Genomic DNA, 14,770 nt, shown 5'->3' on the forward strand with positions numbered 1-14,770 from the left:
GCACGAGAGTACCAAGAGACTGCGAGTCTGTGGGCTCGCGAGAGATGCTCAGCCCAAAATCAGCGCGAGTGACTCGCCTCCGCTGCCTGGGTACACGGCAGTGAAGCCGTAGCGAACTTGGAGACTCTCAGACTGCCAGCGCAGCGCGGAGGGCGACGCGGAATTGAAGTGGAGCCGGACATCACGCCTAGCGGAGATGAGCCGGGCGATAGCCTGGGCATCCGGGTGTCGGAAGCGCGTGCCGTCCGTGGAGATGAGGAAATCACTACACTCCACGAGATCGAGCCAATCGCGAGTGACGTTGCGCTTGCTGCCATGGTGGGGCAGCTTAACTGCGCCAACCGGCAACCTGCGCAGCCCGCGCTCCCGGAGCAGCCGTTGGATCGTCGTGGCAAGAACGTTCGGCCAGGCATCTGCCGCAAGAAGGCATGCATGCGGCCCCAACTCAGCGAGCAATGCGATGCTGCTGCCATTCGCAGGTGCATCATCACGCCGCTCCGGCTCTGCTGCCAAGGCCTTCACATCCAATCCCCCCAGTCGATCCGCCTGCTCCCCTCCTGACGAGAAAGGCTGGGCCAGTTCTTCCTCCGCAGATCGAACCTCCTGCAACCAGACGAGCGCCATCTTCTGAAGCGTGGCCGGCGTGGGCGACAGCACCGTCAGCACTAAGCCCCCCGGCAACTCGATGCGCGGCAGCGCGCCCGCGTCCAGCGCGACGATAGGGCCTCGGTGGAACGCCTCATTCCAGCGCCCCGCCTTGGCGAGCACTGCCAGCGCATCCCCCTGAGCGGGGCCGAGCAAATCATCGGTGGCATGCCCTTCTCGAGCGGGAGTGGCCACTCCCGCTGAACCGAGAGCATCAGCCAGAAAGGGCTTCATGTGGAGAAACCCGTTGAACCACAGATCGTCGTAGGTGACGCCAAGCGTGGTGTCCCTGAGCAATTCCAGAACACCCCCGATGTGGTCCACATCCACATGGGTGACGACGATCAGGTCAAAGTGCGGCCGTATCTCGAGAGAGAGACGAGCGCGGAGTGCTGGGTACGAAGCGGATGTTCCCCCATCGATAAGGATACGGTGGGGCCGCCCATCATGCACATACTCCAGAATCAGGCAGTCCCCGCATCCGGCTGGCAACATCTCCAGTTTCAGCATCAACGTCCTCCCTCGGACTCGTAGGCGCAACCAAGTACCAGTCTACGTCCCCGTAGACAGCAAGGCCGAGCATGAGCGGATCTCCTCCAGCGAGAAGCTTGCGCCGCAACCGGACGAATGCCTCCCCCACATTCACGGCCCCTTGGCGCACCAAATCTCCCAGCCCTGTGAGTAACTCTGCGGTGGTGGGGCCGGCATGTCGTCCCAACATGTCTGCGATGCTGCTGACCACCACGGCTGAGCCGCGGCCAGCCCACAGGAACTGACCCACTACACTCTGGAACTTCACCGCAGGCAGCACCGGGCTGCATCCCAGCAACAGCACGAGGACGCCGCCACTGGAGTCCTTCTGCCTCACGTGGCGCTCGTGGAGACGCGAGACCGCGAGCGCCTCATCCGCGATCTCGATGGTGGCAACATCTGTGCACTCCTCTATGCCCGTATGGACGAGGAGCACCAAAAGGGATGGCGCGTGCTGCTGGACCGCCTTCGCCCATTCCTTCCACCCCGTGACCTCCTGTGTGCAGTCGGGCCACAAGGTTCTGAGCGCATGTCTCACCTTGTCCATGCTGCCAATGTCGTGGCTGTCCACCCGGTGGCTAGCTCCAACGAGCCCCTTGAGCAAAAGCGGGATGGTCCGCAGTTCCCGACTGGGCATGGACCTCAGCCCCACATCACCGCGCGCCTGTTCGGGATCGACTACGCGCTGCCGCTCGAGAACGCGGGTGAGTCCCCAGAATCCCGCAGGGCACACGTAGTTTTCGGCCAGTTCCTCGTCCCAGTGACACTCGTGGTCACACTCGCCTGTCTCAAGTGCCTGCCGGGCGTTGGGGCAAAGTTGAGCCTTGGTGTGTGGCGCAGGGAACTCATAGAAGAACTCAACGGGAAGGAATGTTCCCCATCTCGCCTCGAGGATCTGGAGCCGTTTCCCCTGACGCAAACCAGGACCAACCCCAGGCTGATCGACCACAATTCTCCAGAGCAACGCCCCTTGGTTTGCCAGCGTCACAAGGAGACTGACAAGGCGCCCATCCTCCAGGCCCACGGGACGGTCAGCACTCTGAGTCAGCACATCCAGCCGGGCGCGGAGCTGACGGATGGACTCCTCTAGGTCCGGTTGATCAATATTGAGCCAGCGGGCCTTTTCGTCCTCCACCACCATGGCGCCCGCGACACCCACTGCATCATGGTTTAGCACGAGCGCAGCGTCGAAATGCGTCCGTTCATCCAAGGCCTCGTTTGAAGAAACAGGTGGCAGTTCCATGTCCTGTTCCACGCCACGCCATACTCGCGTCCGTGCTTCCACGGACGACACCACAGGCGCAGAGAGCAAGGCTGTCTGAAGGACTCGATTACGGTACAAGACGGCGATACGCGCGGAGAAGCGCTCAGCGGACGGATCTAACCCCTCCAGCGCTGGTGTGGAAAACTTGAACGAGCAGGGAGTGCTATCCCCCTCGAGAGGTAGATGGATGCGAGCCAACTGCGGCGGCGGGGGCTTACGCCCGCCGGAGATGTCCGCAAAGACGACGGTGAGTTCATTATCTCCAGGAGATGAAGGCAGGTCTGCTTCAGGGAATGGCTTCCACACGAAGCGCGAGCCTAAATGCACCGGCCCAATGTGAACCTCCAGTTGGTAGGTACGGTCGGCCAGCAATGCACCGGGCTCGTGCACCGCCGCATCCTCGTCGGTGGAGAAAATGTTCGCCTGAAGATAGCGAGGCTGGGGCTTTCGAGGCGGCTTCGGATCCAAAGCAGGGGGAGTGCTGGAATTCTGGGACAGCGGCACTTCCAAGCCCTCCTCCGCGGCACGTACAGCCCAACGCAACTGCGCGAGTGCCGCGCCCAGCCAGGGCTGGCGTTCGACGCCTGGCTCCGACAAGAACCGCCGGAGGGCAGCCGCCAGTTCAGGGGCGCTCAACTGAGAGCTCTCCACCCCCAGAGCACGAGCCAGCGGTTCCGGAACCACGACATCGACCAATTCGAAACGGTCCCGCAGCAATTCGGAAAATCGAAGGAGTTCGCTTGCAGCGCCCTGCTCATCCCAGGCCGCCAACTTCGCATTCGTGAGGAACTTCCAGGAAGAGAGAAGGAACGGCACGGCGAGCGAACGACTCGCAACCAGGACTGCCTCATCGAGTGCACGACCACTGCTCAGCGCGGCGAGTAGCGCGAGCCAGCATTCCTCGCGCCTCTTCATGGGTGTGCGGACTACCAGCACCGCGTCCGTGTCCAGCCGGTAGCGGAGTTTGAGCCCGAGTGCCATCGCTTCCACCGCGGTCTTGCGTTCTGAGACGAAGGCGATAGCGATAGCACTGGAAGGCATCTCCCAGGCTTGGGTCCCTGGCGCACCTGGTACGAAGGAGATATCCGGGGGAACCAGGAGCACATGGCCGACGGCCGACTTCTCCAAGGGAAGCCAGCGCACCAGCGAATCACCACCTGACACGTTCTCCCATAGAACCTCGATGAGGCGCCTTTCCGAGGACTGCGCCACTATCTCCAACGGCCATGAGAGGGGGCCCTCCCACCGCGGCTCCCCCCCCCGGATATAGACCGACCCCGCCCCTACGGACGCGTCAGCAAGCAGTTCAGCGAAGTAGGCCAGCACCTCCGGGTTCTCATCGTCTTGGGCAATTTCAATCCGCGGAGGTCCGAACTCCGAGACCAAGTTCGCCCAGTTGGCAGCCAGTCCGTCGACCCACATGGGCCAGAGTGCGTGGAACTGCTCCAGGAGTGCACGGTCTCGCGGGGAGAATCCGAACCGAAGCGGCTCGCCCGGAATGAATCCACTGAGCGTGAGGCGCTCCCCAGGGCGGAGGTGCTCAAGACCCATTTCCGGGTACGAGGCAAGCACTCCCAGCATCGCGAATGCAGGCGCAGTGCTTCGCCCACTGACCTCTCGCTCAAAGCGTTCGAAGAAGTGCTTGTTCACGCCGAATACATTCTCCTAGCCACCCGCCCCCGGCGGCAGCCACAGGGCTGAGCTTATCCCACCGAATGACCGGGGCGCTGCTTCCAGGACGGCCGATGGTAGACGGCGTCGGGGCTCAGGGCATCATGGTTGCCGGGGAGTACGTAGACCGGGACTCGGGAATCCGCGAGCACTGCCATGACCTCATGGACGAGCCGGTCTCGAAACGAAAAGTCCCCAAGTCTCAAGGACTTCGAGGCTTAATCTGAGTGCCACGCGTCTTTACCCACCCTCCCCTTGATTTTACTCGGGTTAGTCGTCCCGCCCTCTCCCACCCTGTGCCACCTCGTCATCCCCTGAATCCGCGCTGGAGGGGCTCAGTGGAGGCACATGGGAGTGCCCGTCACCGCAGTGCCTGCTCGCTTAGGAGGGCAAGCCGCGCGCTGGCTCGGGAGCCGCTCAGGCTCGTGCTAGGGACCTACTGCCCACAGAGCCGAGCTGCTGACGGTCATGGCGATCGCCCGCTACCTGGGCGTCTCGCGGGCTACCGTCTACAAGTTCGTAACTGCTCGCCGGGCCCCGTCGTGACGAGAGAGGTGTCGACGTGAGAGTTCCGGGCCACAAACCTGGAGGTGCACTGCACGTGGAGAAGGAGTTGGAGCAGTTCCGGCAGGAGGCGCAGAGGCTGAGGGCAGGAAGACCGGACGCGGATGGACCTCCCCGGAAGCACCGCCGACCCCGATCCAGAGGGAAGCCAACATCCACGAGGACCCTGCCGATCCGGGCAGCGGGGCTTCAAAACCGGTGGGGGGGCATGGAGACATGTCCCCGGGAGGTTCGATTCCTCTGTCTGCGGCAGGTGAGCCATCGAACTCAGGTGTCGAAGAGTGTGGCCCCCTTGCACCCCCACTACGATGGTTTCATGACGTCCAAATCGCTGGTGCTGCTGTCCCAGGCGGAACAGCCTGCGCCCTCCATTGCTGGGGCCGCGCCTCCACTCGCGGATTCAACGGCGGGTAGGTGGCGCTACCTGCTGCAACGCTACCTGTCCCTCTCCCTGGGTGCGGAGGTGTTTGACTGGAGCAGGGTTGACGTGGACGGGCGCCTCGCCGCGCAGCTGGCCCACCGCACCGTGGAGGTGGCCCTGGGTGGGCTGGCGCAGGGCCTCGGTCAGCCGGAGGCTCGCCACCTGTACTCGGGCCAGGTGCGCTGGCACTTCAGCGGCGCGCTGTACGCGCTGGCCGAGGGCGGCACCCTGCTGTACCTGCGGGCGGACGGGGTGCAGCGCCCGGACGCCTACGCCTCCCTGGGACTGGGGGTGGACCATGCGCGCTGAGGCCCGGGCGCACGGGTGGACGGCGCTGCTGTTTTGGGCCGCGCTGCTGACGAGCGGCTGCGTCACCCTGGCGTCGCGGCCCGGCGGAGGCATCTCTGAAGAAGGCCCGCGCGCCCTCTACTCGTTGCGAGAGACGGGGAACAGCACGCGGCCTTTCAAGGCCTCCTCCGTTCTTGCTTCCACGAAGGAGGGGGGCAAACAGAAAGCCCTCTTCTCCACCGAGTCGGGCGAGCAGGAGCGACTGCTCCGCCGCCGGAGCGCTCGCGGGTTGGGTGCCGCCCTGGTGAGCGCTGACAAGGCGCCTGCGTACGAGGTGGCCAGCGCGGGGTCCACTTACGAAGGCCCGCCCTCGTGCGGAGGTCGGGCCGTGCCCCCGGGCTGGCCTGACTTCTCATCCAGCAGTGACGAGATACTGGCCCCCTTCCTCACCTGCACCTCGCCCGGGGAAGTCCTCGCCCTCCAGGAGCGGGTGGACATGCCCCGGCTGCTGGAGGCGCTGGACGACTGGAGCGCCGTGCGACTCGGCGCCCTGGGCCCACCGCGCGAGGACATTGCCCGCCAGCTCAACGAGAAGCGCAAGTCCCTCCTCGTGAAGGCCCCCGAGGCCTATGGGCGCCTCAACGCGCAGGTGCTTGCCGTCTACAGCGTCGACTCCGCCTATGACGATGACTTGAGGGAGATTCTCTTCTTGCTGGCTCAGGACAAGCGGCTGGCGGAAACCCTCGCGCTGCTGCCCGCGTTCCAGGTGGCATTGGAGAAGCGGGGTCTGAAGCCCACGACCCGCGTGGACCGGGACTCCGAGTTCGGAGACCTGGGCCGGGGCCTGGCGCGAGCTGGGAAGGACGTGCTCTCCAGCTCACTCATGGCCGGGGGCGGACGGGACTTCGCCTTCCTCCCCATCCGACTCCAACTGCCGCCGGAGTACCAGGAGGCCCTCGCCACGGCCGAGCAGGAGTTGGTGCGCAACGCCTCGGCGGACAGCATGGCGGTGAGTGCTTTTGACGACCTCACCTTTGGTGTGCCGCTGGGTGCCTACCACTCTGTCGCCACCACCCTCCATGGCGGGAAGTTGCTTTGGCGGGGAGAGCTGGAGGAGGGCACACGCGAGGTGGCTCCGGCACTGGTGCTGGGCCTCATCGCGGGTGGCAAGGGTCTGCGCAATCTCTCCAAGGCAGAAGGCGCCGCGGGTGTGCGCTCGCGCATCGTTTCCGGGGTTGAGGTCGCGCAAGCGAGCCTGCGGGCCCTGACAGAGACGGCACGACAGTTCAAAGGGGCGATGAGCCTGGAGGGCCTGCGGGAACTGGTGCGGGAGGTTCGAGCGAGCCGGGAGGCAGGCCGCTTCGTCGCCGTGGGCGGGGCCGACGCCGCGTTGGCGCTGCATGAGGCCGGGGGAGATGTGGCCAGGGCTCGGCCGCTCATGTCCAGGGCGAAGCCCGGGGCTACGGGCTCCCAGCCCCTGAAGGCCGGCGCGGAGACCGGTGCCGGGGAGGCCGCACGCCCCTCCGCTACGAAGGCCAGTGCCGCGGGGCGCCTGGGCACACTGGCCTCGCTCGTAGACGAGGGAGTCGGCCACACGCCGGCAGTGGTGGAGGCGAAGCTCGCGGCCGCGGAGCTCGAGGCCACGGGCCCGCGTCTTCCCAAGGACGTGGGCGTGCTGGAGAAGCACCGCCCCTCCCTCGACGCCCCGCCGCCCGAGGCCCGGGGCAACCCGCGCTGGCGCGAGTACGTCGACTACTACGAGAATCGCCAGTGGGAGGTGGTGAAGGGCACGGCCACCGAGGGCCCCCTCAAGTGGGCGCCTTACGAGCGGATGCGCGCGTGGTTTGCCCGGGGGATGGCCTTCGAGCGTGACATGGTGAAGCTGCTGCGAGAGGACGCGACGAGGCCTCGGTTACAGCGCTGCTTCCTCGGAGATTTCGACAAGCCCCGTGTTGAAGTGCAGGTGGGCGTGAGGAAGGCGAGTTCCGGCCTGCGCTACGCGGATGTGCTCGTCATCGAAGAGAGCGAGTTCGGCGGGCGGCCACGGCGCGTGGAGACGTTCAGCTTCAAGAGCCGCAACTTCTCGGAACTAGACAGCAAAGCAGCGGCAGCGCAGATGATTGAGGACGCCAGGGAAGCTCTGCGGAAGTACGGAGAGACGCTGGACATCCGCCGCGACTCCCTCCAACGTCTTTTCGGCACAGCTGGCGAGGTGCCCGTCCAGCGGGTCCGCCTCGTCTACGAGGGAGGCGCACTCAAGCCCACGGCTGTAGGCGCCTTGAGGGCAGTCGTGAACGAAACCAAGAAAGCCTTTCCGGGAGTGGAGGTGCTATTCCAATGAAGGTGATGAGCGTGCACGATTTGAAGCCGGAGGACAGCCTCCTGCTAACCTTCGACGGCGTCTTCAGTCCACAAGTGCCACTGGAGCGCGAGCTGGCGCCGGTTCTTCAGGCGCTCGAGGAGTACGCCGATGGGTGGATGCCGGACGTCGTCAAAGGCAAGCGACAACGCAAGTACGCCCGCGCCGCCGTCTGGAAGTCCCTGGAAGAGGAACGCGATGAGAACAGAACGGACATCGGGCTCTACCGGACGGAGTGGCCCGCGTTGGACATGTGGCTCAGGCTTTGGCTCCCACCGCGAGCTCCCGACCTGGGCATCATGCTCACGGTGAAGCCGCTCTCTTTCTTCGCGGAAGCGGAGCGATGTCACCACTTCGTGGAACTGGTGCGCACCTGGGCCTCTCGCTACCCCGTAACCTATGCCATGGCCCACAGTACCGATGACAGAGCATTGGCGGGCGCTCCCAATTTCGGCCGCGACGATGAAACTGAATACAGAGACGGTTTCGACAAAATCTACGAGGTGTGCTGGCTCAACGTCTTCGGCCCCAAGCTGGTGGAAACCGTGGGACGCGAGCGCATGCTGTCCACTCCAGCCCACCGGGTGGAGGAACTGTCTAATGGTTCCGTCCTCCTGGTGACATGGCCCACCGTGGCGGATTTCGCCAGCAAGGAGGCACGGCTCGCCCAAGCCCGCGCCCACGCCCACCTCCGGCCGGACCTCGACTTCGACGCCGTGCTGCGCACTTTGCACGAGCGGAGTGTCATGCTCGCCCCCGTGGAGCCCCGCTTCCACCCGGACCTGGCTCCGCTCCTTTCTCGTGTGGTGGACCGCGCTGCGAGTTACGAGCGTCAGCGGAGGATTGCCGAGCTCAACGCGTGGCAACCACCCGAGCCCGAGGAGTGGCGCCCCACCGACTCAGCCCTGCTTCCAGACGTAGAGAATCTAGAGAGCGCCCTCCAGCAGTACAGCCTCTACGCCGAGCACCTCGTGGCGCTGCTGCACTCGAAGGTACCCTCGGTTTTCAAGGGAACACCCGAGTCGCTCACGGATGCCGACTTCTATTTCTGGCGAGAGGAGTTCCCGAAGAGCCGCTTGCGGGAAGCCATTGACGAGCACGCGGTGCCCGCCATTGGCGCGTACCTGGGCGAGGTGCTGGTGCGCAATCTGGGCGGCAGGTGGATACCGCGCCAGAAGCTCGAAGAGGCGCAGGTTCTCGTGGGCAACCGCGTCTGGCTGCCCTTCCTTCGGGCTCGCCGCTACATGACCTCGCGACAGACACTCCTGGACTACTCCCTGACCCAGCTCTACCGCGCAGCCGAGCGACACCGGAGCTGAATCGAATCAGTCGGATTCCGGGCTCTTCCCGAACGATTGCCGCGATGCGGCAAGCCATTTTTTCCTGAGTAAACGAGAAAGGCCAGGACAGCTCCACTAGGGTGCGCCTCCTCTTACCCCAGAGGAACCCCCATGCATCGAGTGAAGCAGTCGATAGGGCCCGTCCTGTCGGCGCTGTTGCTGTGCGCCACGCCCGCGAGCGCGCAGATCGCCGCCGCCCACGTCTACCACAACCACATGCCCAACTTCTGGGCGTACTACGACCTGAGCCAATACGCGTCCACGTCCACTGGCGGCCCCATCCGGTACATGTATGACGCGCAGGTCATCAACCTGAAGAAGAACCCCCCGTCCAATTACACGTATTACCTGCCATCGGGCGCGCCCATGCCGCACGATGACCTCGTCACCTATTACTCGCACAACGCGAAGACCGGTGCCTACCTGTACTGGCCCCCGAGCGTCGCCTCGGACATGAAGACCAATGCCCCCACCGGCCAGGTGCACGTCACCATGTCCGGCGCCGTGGTGAACAACGTCCAGGATCTCGTCACCCTGAAGAACGTCCCCGGCTATGACAATGCAAGCTGGGGCTCCTCCTGGAAGGATCGCTACAGCACCCTGCTCACCCCCGCGGGCAACCGCACCCTGGACCTCATCCACTTCACCGGCCACCACTCCATGGGGCCCCTCGTCGGTCCGGACTACTTCCTCAAGGATCTCATCTACCAGAGCGCCACGCTCGCCCAGCCCTACTTCCTCGGCGGCTCCTTCCAGTCCTCCAAGGGCTTCTTCCCCACCGAGCTCGGCTTCTCCGAGCGCCTCATCCCCACCCTCTCCAAGCTCGGCGTGCAGTGGGCCGTCATCGGCGACAACCACTTCTCCCGCACCCTCAAGGACTACCCCTACCTCAACGACCCGGGCTCCGACACGCTCGTCTCCCCGCCCAACCGCGCCGACCTCCAGAACACCAGCTCCGTGGGCTCCTGGGTGAGCGCGCAGATGGCCCACGAGCAGCAGGTCATCAAGAACAAGTACCCCTTCGCCTCCACCCCTCACTGGGTGCGCTACGTGGACCCCACCACGGGCTCCGAGTCGCGCATCGTCGGCGTCCCCGTCAACCAGAACGGCTCCTGGCTCGAGGGCTGGGAAGGCGAGGCCACCGTCGACGTCGTCAACCTCAAGAGCTTCGAGGGGCTCGTCCCCCAGCGGCAGTTCTTCGTCATCGCGCATGACGGCGACAACTCGAGCGGACGCGCCGGCTCCGACTCCACCTGGTACAACGGCCGCTCCGTCACCTGCGCCAATGGCGTGCAGTGCGTGGGCATCTCCGAGTACCTCGTCAACCACACCCCCGCCTCCACCGACGTGGTGCACGTCCAGGACGGCTCGTGGGTGGACACGCGCGACTCCTCCTCGGATCCCCAATGGCATCACTGGAAGCTGCCCTTCGGCATCTGGAAGGGTCAGTTCCCCGCCTTCAACGCCGCCACCGGGCTCAATCTCTCCCCCAAGACGAACCTCAGCGGCGTGCAGGAAGGCATGACCGTCTCGCTCGAGCACGGCTGGCACTACCTCGAGCGCAACTTCGCCCTGCTCCAGGCCGCCCTCAACTACGCGAAGACCGCCGAGCAGATCTGGCTCGGCGCCCACCCCAACCACTGGGCTCCCACCTCCGCGCTGGACAAGCAGATCACCCACACGGGCAACCAGCTCAACCCGTGGATGATGTCCTTCCCCGTCAAGGGCGACATGAACAACGACTGGGCGGGCGGCGCCAACCCCGCCGAGCTCGCCTGGTACTTCCTGCTGCCCGCCATGGACTCGGGCTTCGGCTACTACGACGAGAACCAGGACGACAACGTCAAACCCACGCTGTCCTTCAATCAATCCCTCTACTTCTCCAAGCCCTACGTCCAGCAGCGCCTCGCCCAGGACAAGACGGGCCCCTCCGTCTGGTGGGCCCAGCGCTGGCCCTACAACCCCGGCAGCGCCAACACCGACAAGTCCGAGGGCTGGACGCTCCACTTCTTCAACAACCACTTCGCCCTCTACACCTACGCCTACGACGTGAGCGGCATCTCCTCCATCAAGGCCCGCGTCCGCGTGCACACCAACAAGAGCATCGATCCGCTCGACAACACCCCCAAGGTCTATGATCCGGCGGCGCTCAAGGCCGCGGGTGTTCCCAACATCGATCCGGCTCGCGTGGGCGCCTGGGTGGACTACCCGCTCACCCGCCGGGACCTGAAGCCCGTGATGAATGGTGTCTCCTGGCAGCCGGCCTACCTGCCCGTCATGGCCAAGGTGCCCGCGCAGGAGATCGGCGATCTCTACTACGTCTACCTGGGCAACTACCGCGACCAGCTCCTCGACTACTACATCGAGGCCACCGACAGCCGCGGCAACGTCACCCGAGGAGAAATCCAGTCCGTCTATGTGGGCTCGGGCCGCTACAACCTGGTGGGCGGCAAGTACATCGAGGACCCCAACGGCACCGTGCAGGGCACCCATCCCTTCCTCGTGGTGGACACCACCGCGCCCTCCGTTCCCTCGGGACTGACCGCGACGGCGAAGACGGATCGCTCGGTGACCCTGGGCTGGAGCGCGTCCTCGGACAACGTGGCGGTGAGCGGCTATGACGTCTTCCGCGATGGCACCCAGGTGGGCTCGAGCACCAGCACGGCCTATACCGACAGCGGCCTCTCCTCGAGCACGCAATACAGCTACACCGTGCGCGCCCGGGACGCGGCGGGCAACACCTCCGCCCAGAGCACCGCCCTGACCGTCGCCACCCTGACGCCGGACACCACCCCGCCCTCCACGCCCTCGGGGCTGACGGCGTCGGGCACGACGAGTTCCTCGGTGGCCCTCGCCTGGTCGGCCTCCACCGACAACTACGGCGTCGCGAACTACGAGGTGCTCCGCAACGGCACCCAGGTCGCTTCCGTCCCGGGTACGAGCTACTCGGACACCGGCCTCTCGCCGAGCACCGCCTACAGCTACACCGTGCGCGCCCGGGACGCGGCGGGCAATGTCTCCGCGCCCAGCGCCGCCCTGTCCGTCACCACCCAGACGGGCAACAGCGCCACCGTCTATTATTCCAACAACAACTTCACCCTCAAATACATCCACTTCCGCATCGGCAGCGGCGCGTGGACGACCGTGCCCGGCAACGTCATGGCCAACTCCGAGGTGCCGGGCTACGCCAAATACACCGTCAACCTGGGCGCGGCCACCCAGCTCGAGTGTGTCTTCAACGATGGCAAGGGCACCTGGGACAACAACAAGGGCACCAACTACCTCCTGCCCGTGGGCATCTCCACGGTGAAGGACGGCGTCGTCTCCAGCGGAGCGCCCGCGCTCGACACCACCCCGCCCTCCGTCCCCTCCGGACTGGCGGCGGCGTCCAAGACGTCCTCCTCCGTGTCGCTCACCTGGAGCGCCTCCACGGACGCCAGCGGCATCGCCGGATATGACGTGTACCGCGATGGCTCGCTGGTGGGCTCACCCGTCTCCGCCAGCTACACCGACAGCGACCTGAGTGCCGGCACGACCTACCGCTACACCGTGCGCGCGCGCGACACCGCGGGCAATGCCTCCGCCCAGAGCACCGCCCTGAGCGTCACCACGAGCACCACCTCGGCCACCTCCGTCACCTTCAACGTGACGGCCAGCACCGTCGTGGGACAGAACATCTACCTCGTGGGCAACCATGCCGCGATCGGCAACTGGAACACCGGCGCCGCCATCCTCCTCTCCTCGGCCAGCTACCCGAAGTGGAGCGTGACCCTCAGCCTGCCCGGCTCAACGGCCCTCGAGTACAAGTACATCAAGAAGGACGGCTCCGGGAACGTCACCTGGGAGAGCGGCGCCAACCGCGCGACCACGATCCCCGCCTCGGGGACCGCGACCCTCAACGACACCTGGAAGTAGCCGGACCGGGCCCGGCGCGCGAAGTCTCACGGCTTCGCGCGCCGGGCCTCCCCTCACCGGTCGAACTCCACCTCGGAGAGCAAGGAAGAACCCGAGCCATCGCCGCTGGAGCAAGCGGTCCCCGAGCCCTCGTACGGCCCGCTGCACCACCAAGCGTGGGAGCTGTCTTCACGTCCAATGCACCCGTGAGGAGCCATACCTAGCCTCCACACCGTGGTCCAACTGGAGGAGAGGGAAGATCATGAAACACATCAAGGCGGTGGTGGTGGGTGCGCTGTCCGCGGCGCTGCTCTTCGGCGTGGGCTGTCAGACGACGGGCGGTGCTGGGAATCAAGGAACGGGCGGGACCGATACGTCTCAGGGCGGCACCACGACTGGAGCTGGAACGACCGGAACCGGAACGAGTGAAGGAGGAACCACTGGAACCGGAACGACCGGAGGCACCACGGGTGGTGACACCACGGGCGGAGGCACCGGAGGAACTGGTGCTGGCGACACCGGCGGCTCGGGCGAGATCAGTGAACCGGGCGGTTTCAGCCCCGACGCCTCGGGCGTGGACAGTGACCTGGGCGGCTCCAGCACCGGCGGCTCGGGCAGTGACGTGGGCGGCTCCGACACCGGAAGCACGAACTCGCGCAGAGACCTGGGCGGCTCCGGCAGCGTGGGCGGAAGCAGCAGCACGAGTGGCACGGGCGAAGACGACATCAACCGCTGACGCCGCGTTCCCTGGCTCACGCCGGCTCGCTGGTGGGGCCCGTGCGCCAAGCAGGAGGAGGGCCCCAGGGGCCGATCGAGCCCCGGGGCTGCTTCATTCAAGCGCGGCCTGTCCCAGCCCGCGGCGGCACCTGCTGTCGCCGAGGCCCCGGGTGCCCTCCCAGGCGAGTTGAATCCGCCCCCCTGATCCCTGGGACAATGCGACCGCCGCTCCGGGTTGACAGTTTGCTTCCATGAGCCTGGCAAGACGGATGGAGAGCGAGCAGCACGAGGTGGGCTCCGCCACGCACCAGCGTCGGGTGATCGTGGCGGCGGATGGCCGGGGCTGGTCCGTCCGGTTCGAGGGTAGCCACCAACTCGGCCGGTATTCCAACGTGACCCAGGCCATCCACCGCGGTCGCAGGCTGGCTCGCCAGCACAAGCCGGCGGGCCTCGTGGTGCGCTACCTGGACGGGGAAGAGGAGGAAGCCTGGTACGGGGAGCGCGAGGATCCTTGAGCGGGCCCCATTCCAAAATCAGGGACCACTCCTTATTTCTAAAACATCCCAGTCACGCAGGCAGGAGAGAGCCATGGGGAGAACCTACAGTTTCGAACCCTTCTTGTCGCAGCAACCCGCGCAGACCTACAAAGGCTCGGGGCCCCGGCTCGGCAATGAAGAACACAAGATCGCCCTCACCAAGGAGGAGGAGAAGGCGGCCCTGCCCGACGCTCCCGCCGGCTATGGACAAGCCCACGCCGAGACCGTGAAGCGCTACCGCGCCCGCGCGGAGAAGAAGCGCACGGAGCCCAAGGTCCCCGTGGCCAGGGCGAAGAAGGCCACCACCCAGGCGAAGCCCGCCCGGAAGGTGACGGCGGAAGAAGGCGCCGCCAAGACCCCTGCCCGTCAAGCGCGGGAGGAGCCCGAGACGAAGGCCCCCGCGCGCAAGAAGCTGACCGCCACGGGCCTCGTGAGCAACATCGGGCGCAAGGTGGTGACCCGGGCCGCGGTCGCGGCGAAGAAGACCGTGGCGCGGGTGAAGACCGCCACCGCGCGCAAGTCGGCCAAGAAGCGCTGAGC

10 protein-coding genes and 1 tRNA gene are annotated in these 14,770 nt (G+C 65.8%); 9 read left to right on the forward strand and 2 right to left on the reverse strand.

Annotation, left to right across the window (positions count from 1 at the left end):
- Nucleotides 1-48 precede the first annotated feature (48 nt).
- Both F0U63_RS28785 and F0U63_RS28790 read right to left on the reverse strand, forming a co-directional pair.
- Complete coding sequence (locus F0U63_RS28785; RefSeq protein ID WP_395834539.1) at nucleotides 49-1,155, reverse strand: MBL fold metallo-hydrolase; 1,107 nt, start codon at nucleotides 1,153-1,155, stop codon at nucleotides 49-51.
- Nucleotides 1,091-4,090 carry a hypothetical protein gene (locus F0U63_RS28790; RefSeq protein WP_395834541.1) on the reverse strand — a complete coding sequence of 1,000 codons (3,000 nt, stop codon included), beginning with the start codon at nucleotides 4,088-4,090 and terminating at the stop codon, nucleotides 1,091-1,093. Before F0U63_RS28790 ends, F0U63_RS28785 begins: the two co-directional genes overlap by 65 nt.
- A 477-nt stretch (nucleotides 4,091-4,567) precedes the next feature.
- On the opposite strand from F0U63_RS28790, the gene F0U63_RS28795 reads away from it, so the two are divergent.
- From F0U63_RS28795 to F0U63_RS28835, 9 genes are all read left to right on the forward strand, one after another.
- Nucleotides 4,568-4,657 carry a hypothetical protein gene (locus tag F0U63_RS28795; RefSeq protein ID WP_395848440.1) on the forward strand — a complete coding sequence of 30 codons (90 nt, stop codon included), beginning with the start codon at nucleotides 4,568-4,570 and terminating at the stop codon, nucleotides 4,655-4,657.
- Between the two features lie 179 nt (nucleotides 4,658-4,836).
- Nucleotides 4,837-4,924: transfer RNA gene (locus F0U63_RS28800), tRNA-Sec, on the forward strand.
- Nucleotides 4,925-4,991: 67 nt separating this feature from the next.
- Nucleotides 4,992-5,405 (forward strand): hypothetical protein, encoded by a 414-nt coding sequence (locus F0U63_RS28805; protein WP_395834543.1) that lies wholly within the window; start codon nucleotides 4,992-4,994, stop codon nucleotides 5,403-5,405.
- Nucleotides 5,395-7,725, forward strand: coding sequence for a hypothetical protein (locus F0U63_RS28810; protein WP_395834545.1), 2,331 nt, complete (start codon nucleotides 5,395-5,397; stop codon nucleotides 7,723-7,725). Before F0U63_RS28805 ends, F0U63_RS28810 begins: the two co-directional genes overlap by 11 nt.
- A complete protein-coding gene (locus F0U63_RS28815) occupies nucleotides 7,722-9,062 on the forward strand; it encodes a hypothetical protein (protein ID WP_395834547.1) in 1,341 nt (446 codons plus the stop codon). Before F0U63_RS28810 ends, F0U63_RS28815 begins: the two co-directional genes overlap by 4 nt.
- Before the next feature lie 132 nt (nucleotides 9,063-9,194).
- Complete coding sequence (locus F0U63_RS28820) at nucleotides 9,195-12,998, forward strand: carbohydrate-binding module family 20 domain-containing protein (RefSeq protein ID WP_395834549.1); 3,804 nt, start codon at nucleotides 9,195-9,197, stop codon at nucleotides 12,996-12,998.
- A gap of 241 nt (nucleotides 12,999-13,239) precedes the next feature.
- Nucleotides 13,240-13,713 carry a hypothetical protein gene (locus tag F0U63_RS28825; protein ID WP_395834551.1) on the forward strand — a complete coding sequence of 158 codons (474 nt, stop codon included), beginning with the start codon at nucleotides 13,240-13,242 and terminating at the stop codon, nucleotides 13,711-13,713.
- A gap of 232 nt (nucleotides 13,714-13,945) precedes the next feature.
- Nucleotides 13,946-14,209 (forward strand): DUF2188 domain-containing protein, encoded by a 264-nt coding sequence (locus F0U63_RS28830; RefSeq protein WP_395834553.1) that lies wholly within the window; start codon nucleotides 13,946-13,948, stop codon nucleotides 14,207-14,209.
- 73 nt (nucleotides 14,210-14,282) lie between these two features.
- On the forward strand, nucleotides 14,283-14,768 hold the full coding sequence (locus F0U63_RS28835) for a hypothetical protein (protein ID WP_395834555.1): 486 nt from the start codon (nucleotides 14,283-14,285) through the stop codon (nucleotides 14,766-14,768).
- The last annotated feature ends 2 nt before the right edge of the window (nucleotides 14,769-14,770 follow it).

It is taken from the genome of Cystobacter fuscus, assembly GCF_044360685.1.
Classification (GTDB): Bacteria; Myxococcota; Myxococcia; order Myxococcales; family Myxococcaceae; genus Cystobacter; species Cystobacter fuscus_C.